The organism is Cryobacterium sp. 10C3 (assembly GCF_034314285.1).
GTDB lineage: Bacteria > Actinomycetota > Actinomycetes > Actinomycetales > Microbacteriaceae > Cryobacterium > Cryobacterium glucosi.
This window is the reverse complement of record NZ_JAVIWF010000002.1, coordinates 4,081,425-4,088,736: the sequence shown is the minus strand read 5'-3', so window position 1 is coordinate 4,088,736 and position 7,312 is coordinate 4,081,425. Positions and strand designations below refer to the sequence as shown.

4 protein-coding genes are annotated in these 7,312 nt (G+C 61.1%); 3 read left to right on the top strand and 1 reads right to left on the bottom strand.

Annotated elements, in window-relative coordinates:
- Positions 1-1,738: 1,738 nt before the first annotated feature.
- Positions 1,739-2,962, bottom strand: a complete 1,224-nt coding sequence (locus RGU41_RS20590) for an LCP family protein (protein ID WP_322137269.1) — start codon at positions 2,960-2,962, stop codon at positions 1,739-1,741.
- Positions 2,963-4,043: 1,081 nt separating this feature from the next.
- Here RGU41_RS20590 and RGU41_RS20585 point away from each other — a divergent pair.
- The 3 genes from RGU41_RS20585 (at position 4,044) to RGU41_RS20575 (ending at position 6,926) form a co-directional block, all read left to right on the top strand.
- Positions 4,044-5,126, top strand: coding sequence for a peptidoglycan glycosyltransferase FtsW (locus RGU41_RS20585; RefSeq protein WP_416172956.1), 1,083 nt, complete (start codon positions 4,044-4,046; stop codon positions 5,124-5,126).
- A gap of 337 nt (positions 5,127-5,463) precedes the next feature.
- Positions 5,464-5,838, top strand: coding sequence for a low affinity iron permease family protein (locus tag RGU41_RS20580; RefSeq protein ID WP_322137267.1), 375 nt, complete (start codon positions 5,464-5,466; stop codon positions 5,836-5,838).
- Positions 5,839-5,987: 149 nt separating this feature from the next.
- On the top strand, positions 5,988-6,926 hold the full coding sequence (locus RGU41_RS20575) for an undecaprenyl-diphosphate phosphatase (RefSeq protein WP_322137266.1): 939 nt from the start codon (positions 5,988-5,990) through the stop codon (positions 6,924-6,926).
- Positions 6,927-7,312: the final 386 nt, after the last annotated feature.

The window sequence follows — 7,312 nt, the reverse complement described above, 5'->3', positions numbered from 1 at the left end:
AAGTGGACACCCGAGAGGCGGATCCCATCACTCCGACCCGACGTAGCATCTCCGGCTCTGAGGGCACCTACCTATTGGGTCTTCCGACCGCTTCGTCGAGAGTTCAAATTTCGCAAGCGTTGGTACCCTACTGGGGTTGGCACTAAGCACTAGTCCCAAATCCTCGGGTGGGCAACGCGACAGAACCTTCTCGGATCATGCCGCTGGCATCACTGGTCCTCACCAAGCCCCGTCCGCAGACAACGACACTAATTCAAACGCTCCAAACTTCAACCGCTCGATCGCCCCCAGGCCTTGAAACAGTGGATGGGGCACTCCGGTATCGCGATTCTGCGTTTGCGAGACCCGTCAGAAACTCCTGGATGGTCTCCGGGACCCGTTCGATTTTGCGGTGCGTGTCCGGCCCTATTTGCTCGAGTTAGTGGCTTCCGGGGTCAGTTGAGGATGTTCACCGCGCGGGAAATGACCAGGGCGAGCAGAATGAAGCCGGTCAGTGCCTGGTACGCCATCAGCATTTTTGCTCGGTGCGTGAGTGGCATAACGTCCGTGGGGCTGAACGCCATCATGTTTGTCAACGAGATGTACGCGTAGTCCAAGTAGCTTGGCCGCCAGTCCTCGCCTCCTGGCGCCCCGTCATGTTGTGGGAAACGGAAGTCCACAGTCGCCGTCGCCCACTGGGCTGCGTCGCGACGCGCAACTGGACCTGACCGGTCCAGCTCCCAATACACCAATGAGAATGCAATCACGTTCGTAACCCAGACCTGCAGCGCAGTGAGGAGGACATCCGGACCGTTCACTCCCCCATAGAGAAGCTGTCGGACTGTGAAGACAAACGGTGACTTGATTGGCCAGGGTCAGCAATGACGCGAGCCCAATGGATAGCCACCGGGACCATGTGGTCTCTCGCGATAGTCGGCGTGGGTTGAGGATCGTCAGCGGGATCAGCAGAAGCAAACCCAACAATGGGACGACCCACCGTGGCAGAATCTGCACCTTCTCGGGGATGAGCAGATACAGAACCAGGCTCAGGATGATTGCGGCCAGGACCGGCCAGCGGTGCTCGTGCCTCACAATAGGCGTCGACGTTTCAGTCACAGTCGAGAGTGTAAGCGATCCCCAATCAGGTCGACGTCGTCACCGGTGAAACGACTCTTCGAAGCGCCGACCCCCCGTTTGCTGTACTGGCGCAGGTTTCCGTGCGACTAGGTGAGGAATGGTGTTGAACTCAGTTCCCTCATCGCAACCGCGATAATCGTTGCTATTGCCAGCACTATCGTTGCCACTGTCAAACCGCGACCAGGAGCACCTACCGGGATCAAACGGTAAGCCCGGACCGAGAGCGCGAGCCCCACTACCGTGGCGATGAATGCGGCAAACGGGAACACAACTGCGAACAAGATGCTGGCAAGCGTCAACCAGAACCCGGACTTACGGCCCGGAGTGTTCGTCCAATCCCCGGGCGGCCGTCTCAGGCCACGCAACTCGTTCTCGTCCGCATTGAAGTGTGCGTCGTTCAAATGATGCCCCTCACGTTTGTTCGGCGGCCAGTATCACACAATCCCCCTGACCGAAGGAAAATCGACCAGGAAGCGGGCGACCCAACGAGAGCTACCAGCCTCCCTGTGCGCCATACCTGGCGAGCCGCGAGCACTTGGCAAACGACGCACGGTGCACCAGTCGTGGCGGCGTAATCGGTGCGGTTCGAGATGGGAGTTGCACGGTTCTCTCGGCGGTGGATCTAGTTGCCCTTCGTACAGGTTTGCTGATCAGCGGTCTGACCGGTCACGCTGGACGGGAGCACGGCATTGGCCCCAGCGGGAGCGGCCCCGGGGTTCGCCGTCGGCGTTGAAGCCGGAGTGGATGTGGAACTGGGTTTTGCGGTCGCGGCTGGCGTGGGAACAGGGGCCACCGGAGCGCTACTCGGGAGCACGGCCGCCCGGCCTGGGGCCCCAGAGAGCTGCAATGGTTTATCCGCGACCAAAGCCGTGTTCAAGACTGTGGCGGCACTGGACTGGGCGATCACCCGTCCTGGCTCGGCCGGGTCAGTGATGGTGGGGTACTGCACGAAGACCATGTTCGCCAGCCCTGTGTCCTTGATCGCGAGAGCGATCTGGACCAAGGTCGTCGGATTCGTCAGCGTATCCGAGAGAACCATGTTGCCCGTTGCCGCTTTGGCCAGGGAGAACAACGCGATCGGGTTTCCCAGGACGCCGCCACTTTGGACCTTCCGGGCCAGAGCGGCCATGAAGAGCTGCTGGTTACTAATCCGCCCCAGGTCACTGCCATCACCTACACCGTGCCTGCTGCGCAGGAACGAGAGCGCGTCGTCGCCGACGAGGGTTTGCTGGCCCGCCGCCAAATGCAACGGAGGCGTCGTGTACAGATCGGTGACCGCCGAGGCCAGGCAGACGGTGACCCCGCCGACAGCGTTCGACATGGCAGTCACCCCGTCGAAGCTAATCTCCGCGGCGTAGGGAATCTGGACGCCGGTGAGCTTCTCGATCGTCAACACAACGCAGGACAGGCCACCGCGTGACAGGGTCGTATTCAGCATCACCCGGCTGGACGCCGACGCGGTCCCGCCATCGGCCTGCGGACACGCGGGAACGGCAAGCATCAGGTCCCGGGGGAAACTAATCACACTGACGCTCTGATGATTCTGCGCAATGTGCAGCAGCATGGTCACGTCGTTGTTACCCGCGCCAGAACTACCCGCGAGCTCTGCGGCCGTCCCATAGGCCCCGCCCTGGCCGGTACGGGTGTCCGTGCCCGTCAATAGCAGGTTTACCCCGCCGGCGATCGCGCTCACGTCCGCGGCCGGGGCAGGAGCCGCCGTGTCGCCGGGCGTCTGATCAAGGTGGGCCAAATGAACACCGGGCTTGACGCTGCTGGCAACATCCCACGCGGCAATCGCCGCAACGGAGCTCCCACTAACCAGAAGCACCGCGAGGGTGATGCCCAAGGTCTTCGTGACCGTCCGCCACGGCCCCCGAGGCGCCAACCGTCCATGCCGGATCGGCTGACCCGCATTCCGGTCCCGCCCACGCAAGGGCCCAGCGTGCGTCACGGTAACCCTCTTCCGCCCGGTCGAACCAACCGGAACATCCACGAACAGTCGTTTCGACCGAACTGTATGCCAGCAGTGTCCGGAGATTCCTGTGAAAGTGCTCCTCGACCAGCGCAATCTCACAGGAAGCCCGCCAAGCCCACCAAACGGGGGATGACGAGTGTCGCCGGATCAGAGTCAGCGTTGTCTGATGGCGTGTTCAACACGGGAGTTCACAAATGGCGTCCATGGTCGTCAGATTGCAGCTCCCCGATGGGACACAAACGCGGCATTCAGTATGGAAACGAAACGTTTCCAGTGGGGAATCCCTACTGCAGAAGATGGGAACGGGCGCCCGGGGGCAATCTCGAGCGCCAACATCGGGAAAGACTTTGGCCCCGCCGCGAGTAGCCGTTCATTCCGCTCCGCGGTGCACGGGCAAGTCGACGAATCGAAAAACGGCGACCGCCAACGCCGTGAACTGTCTTGTCCGAGCCGGCGATACAGGCAGCCTGCGCACCTCCACGGCCCCTTGTCGGTCGAGCTCAACGTCGACGAGGCTTTCCCAGCAGAGATTTCCGAGCAGGCACAATCTGGGAGAGACATGCGACCCGACGCGACACGAGTGAGATGAACTAGCGGTTCGGGATTCCCTCAGTAGTGTCGTGGTGGCGCCCCAGCCCATTGCCGCGCACTCTGATCTGATCCCACACCCGGCAGGACACTCCCCGCATATGACCGTATGTGAAGTACCGAGCAATTGTGGTCAATCCACACTAAATTCCACCTCCGCGACGTCCCCTGAGAAGGGGCTCGGTTCGTGACGAGTTCGCGCAACCCGACCCGTGCGCCACGTTCAAAGACCGAACACAGGGTTCCGTCAAATAGACCGTCACATTCAACGCGCATTAGCGTGGGCCGTTTGATCCGCTCAGAATCCCCGAACTATTTTCTACTCCTGGGAACGACGCTGTTCTTGGTTATCTTGGGCTTGATCATGGTCCTGTCTTCGTCATCAGTAGATTCCTTTGTTGCTCACGAGGGTTTCTTCGGCGTTGTGCTTCATCAAGGTGCCATCGCCCTCGTCGGTGTCCCATTGATGCTCGTGCTCAGCCGGATGCCGTTGAAGTTCTGGCAACGTATCGCTTGGCCGACGCTCATCGCTACTTGCCTCGTTCAGTTGCTCGTCTTCACCCCGCTGGGTGTGACCGTGGCCGGGAACACCAACTGGCTGTCCATTGGCAGTTTTCAATTCCAGCCATCTGAAGCCATCAAAGTCGCCCTCGTCATTTGGCTGGGCATGCTTCTGGCACAGAAGAAAGATCACCTCGACGACTGGCGCCACGTCCTCGTGCCCGTTTTTGGCATCGGCGGCACGGCCGTCATGCTCGTCATGATCCGCGGCGATCTGGGGACAACAGTAATCCTCGCCGGCATCCTCTTCGGCTCCCTCTTCTTCGCCGGCGTAAAACTACGCATGCTCGCCATCCCCTTGGGGATCGGCGCCCTGGGCGCCCTGGCTGCGGCCATGGCCAGCGGAAACCGGATGGCCCGGATACTGAGCTTCTTCGGCACCGGCTGCGATGGCTCAACAGGCACGATCTCCGCCGCATGCTGGCAACCCTTGCACGGCACGTGGGCCCTCGCGTCGGGCGGTATCTTCGGCGTTGGACTCGGGAACTCCAAAGCGAAATGGTCCTGGCTTCCAGCCGCGGACAACGACTACATCTTCGCGATCATCGGCGAGGAACTCGGTCTCATCGGCGCAGTCGTGGTGCTGGGCCTTTTCGTCCTGCTGGCCATCGCCTTCCTCCGCATCATGAACGCCACCACCAGCCCTCAAGCCAAAGTCAGTACTGCGGCCGTCATGGTCTGGATCATCGGTCAAGCACTCGTCAACATGGGCGTCGTCCTCGGATTCATCCCTGTCCTCGGCGTGCCACTCCCCCTCATTTCTGCTGGGGGCACCGCCCTCCTCACCACCCTCATCGCAATCGGAATCGTGCTCTCCTTTGCACACAGCGAGCCGTCACCGACACGCACACCCCCACCCGGAATGCCGGACGCCGACCACCCGTAACTCGTCCCGCGCGCTCTCGTCGCAACACAGCACGCTGATTGAAGTGGACACGGCACGGAATCGATTCTTGGTCCACCCACGGTGTCGACGCTGTGAAATCCTTCGCCGTTGTCGCCTCGATGAACCGTCCACCGAAACAGTGCCTCGCACCACCGGGTTTGCGCGTCGAGTCAACAGTTGTTTTGACGGGAACAACGCCTAGTCTCTCGAGCGTGGAGAATGCAGCTGACAGCAACGACTCGATCAACGCGGACCACCAGAATCGGCTGGATCGATCTCACGAAATGACGCGGAACGACTGGACGAGCGTGCCCGACAACGGTGGAGTAGCCGGGTCTTGCACAATATCGGCACAGTGAGCGAACACGCCGCAGTGGGATTGGTTGCCGGAGGTGCGCTCGTAGTGTGGGTCGCGGTCGAGATGGCGGCGGAATTTCCTCCATGGTGGGAGAACGTCCTTTACATTGCGAGTTCATCTGTGACCGTCGTGATGGTCTTCGCAATCCAACACACGCAAGCACGACAACAAGCGGTAACCCAGCGCAAGCTCGACGAGTTGCTACGCGCCCAGCCAACTGCCGACGACCGACTCATCGCGTTGGAAGGTGCGTCGGACGACGAATTGGAGGCCCTCACCGACCTCACTCAAGAGAACCGAAAACGAGCCCTCGGGACGGACGCCCCGCCACCGGTGGCGGATCTCCCGACGTAGGGAATCGAGGTAGCCCGGGTACCGACCAAGTCGGGACCTGCCTAGCCAGACCGTCCCAGTCGTTGGATTTCGGTCACATTGAGGCACACTGGACGTCATCACGGGCGGCGCACGCGGGCGCAGGTGACCGGAACCTTTAGCCTGTTCATATGATCACTTTGATTCAAGCGGCGATTCTGGGATTCCTCCAAGGGATCACGGAATTGTTCCCTATTTCCAGCCTTGGCCACAGTGTCATCCTGCCCACATTGTTCGGCTGGAACATCGACCAAAGCAGCGCCGCGTTCCTCGGGCTTCTCGTTGCCACCCATCTGGCTACCGCTATCGTTCTCTTCCTCTTCTTCATAAAGGACTGGATTCGGGTTTTCCGCGGGTTCGGACGTTCCATCCGGGATCGTAAAATCGGCCCCGACGACATCTACGCGAAACTCGCCTGGCTGCTCATCGCCGCCACAATCCCCGCGGGGATCGTGGGCTTGCTCTTGGAGAAGCCCCTCCGGTCCCTTTTCGCATCCCCACTGATCGCTGCCGCATTCCTTGTGATCAACGGCCTCATTCTTCTGACCGCTGAACGCCTGCGACGGCATCCGAACCGGGCTCAGACCGGACGGGTGAGCGTTGATGCTGTTGCGAGCGGACGCCCCATCCCCGCGGGCTCGGCCAACACGCAAATGTCCGAGACCGAGAGGTCCGACACCACGATCGCCAAGCTCACCTGGAAACAGGCGTTCGGAATCGGCGTCGCGCAGACGGCCGCCCTGCTACCGGGAATATCCCGATCAGGATCAACCATGGTCGGTGGGCTCCTCTCCGGACTCAACCACGAAACCGCTGCCCGATTCAGTTTCCTACTGGCCACACCCATCATCGGCGCCGCGGCTGCACTGAAACTCCCGGGACTGTTCAGCCCACAGATGGCCGATCAGAGCGGCGCGTTCCTCGTCGGTGCGCTCTGCTCGGCCGTTGCCGCATGGTTAGCCACGAAATTCCTGCTGCGCTTCTTCGAGACCAGAACACTCACCCCTTTCGCGATTTACTGCATCGTCGCCGGAACCATCTTCTTCGTAGTCCTGCTCGCGTTCCCTTAGAAGTCCGTCAGGACACCGCACGTCAAATCAGTTGAAATTCCCTTGCTCGGAGCCCACACGATCATCACTCCATACGTCCTCGCTCGGCGGAGGAATCCTGGGCGAGGACGCGCACTGCGCCCGCATCACCCGCGCCGATCCGCACCGCGAGGTCATCACGGGAGCCAAATAGCCGATCGTGCAGCGGGTTCAGGATCTGTGCTCGATGTCGACAGCAAGCCACCCGCCCGATCACAGGTCGCGCCTGTCTCATGTCAGAGGTCCCTACCCAGCCGCGACTTTTTGGATCTCAGCTGGCGTCAGAATCCGAGTTCGGAAAGTTGATCCGGCGGACCGACGGGACAGGAATATCGACCAAGTGATATGAATCGCACCCTGCGAGGGGC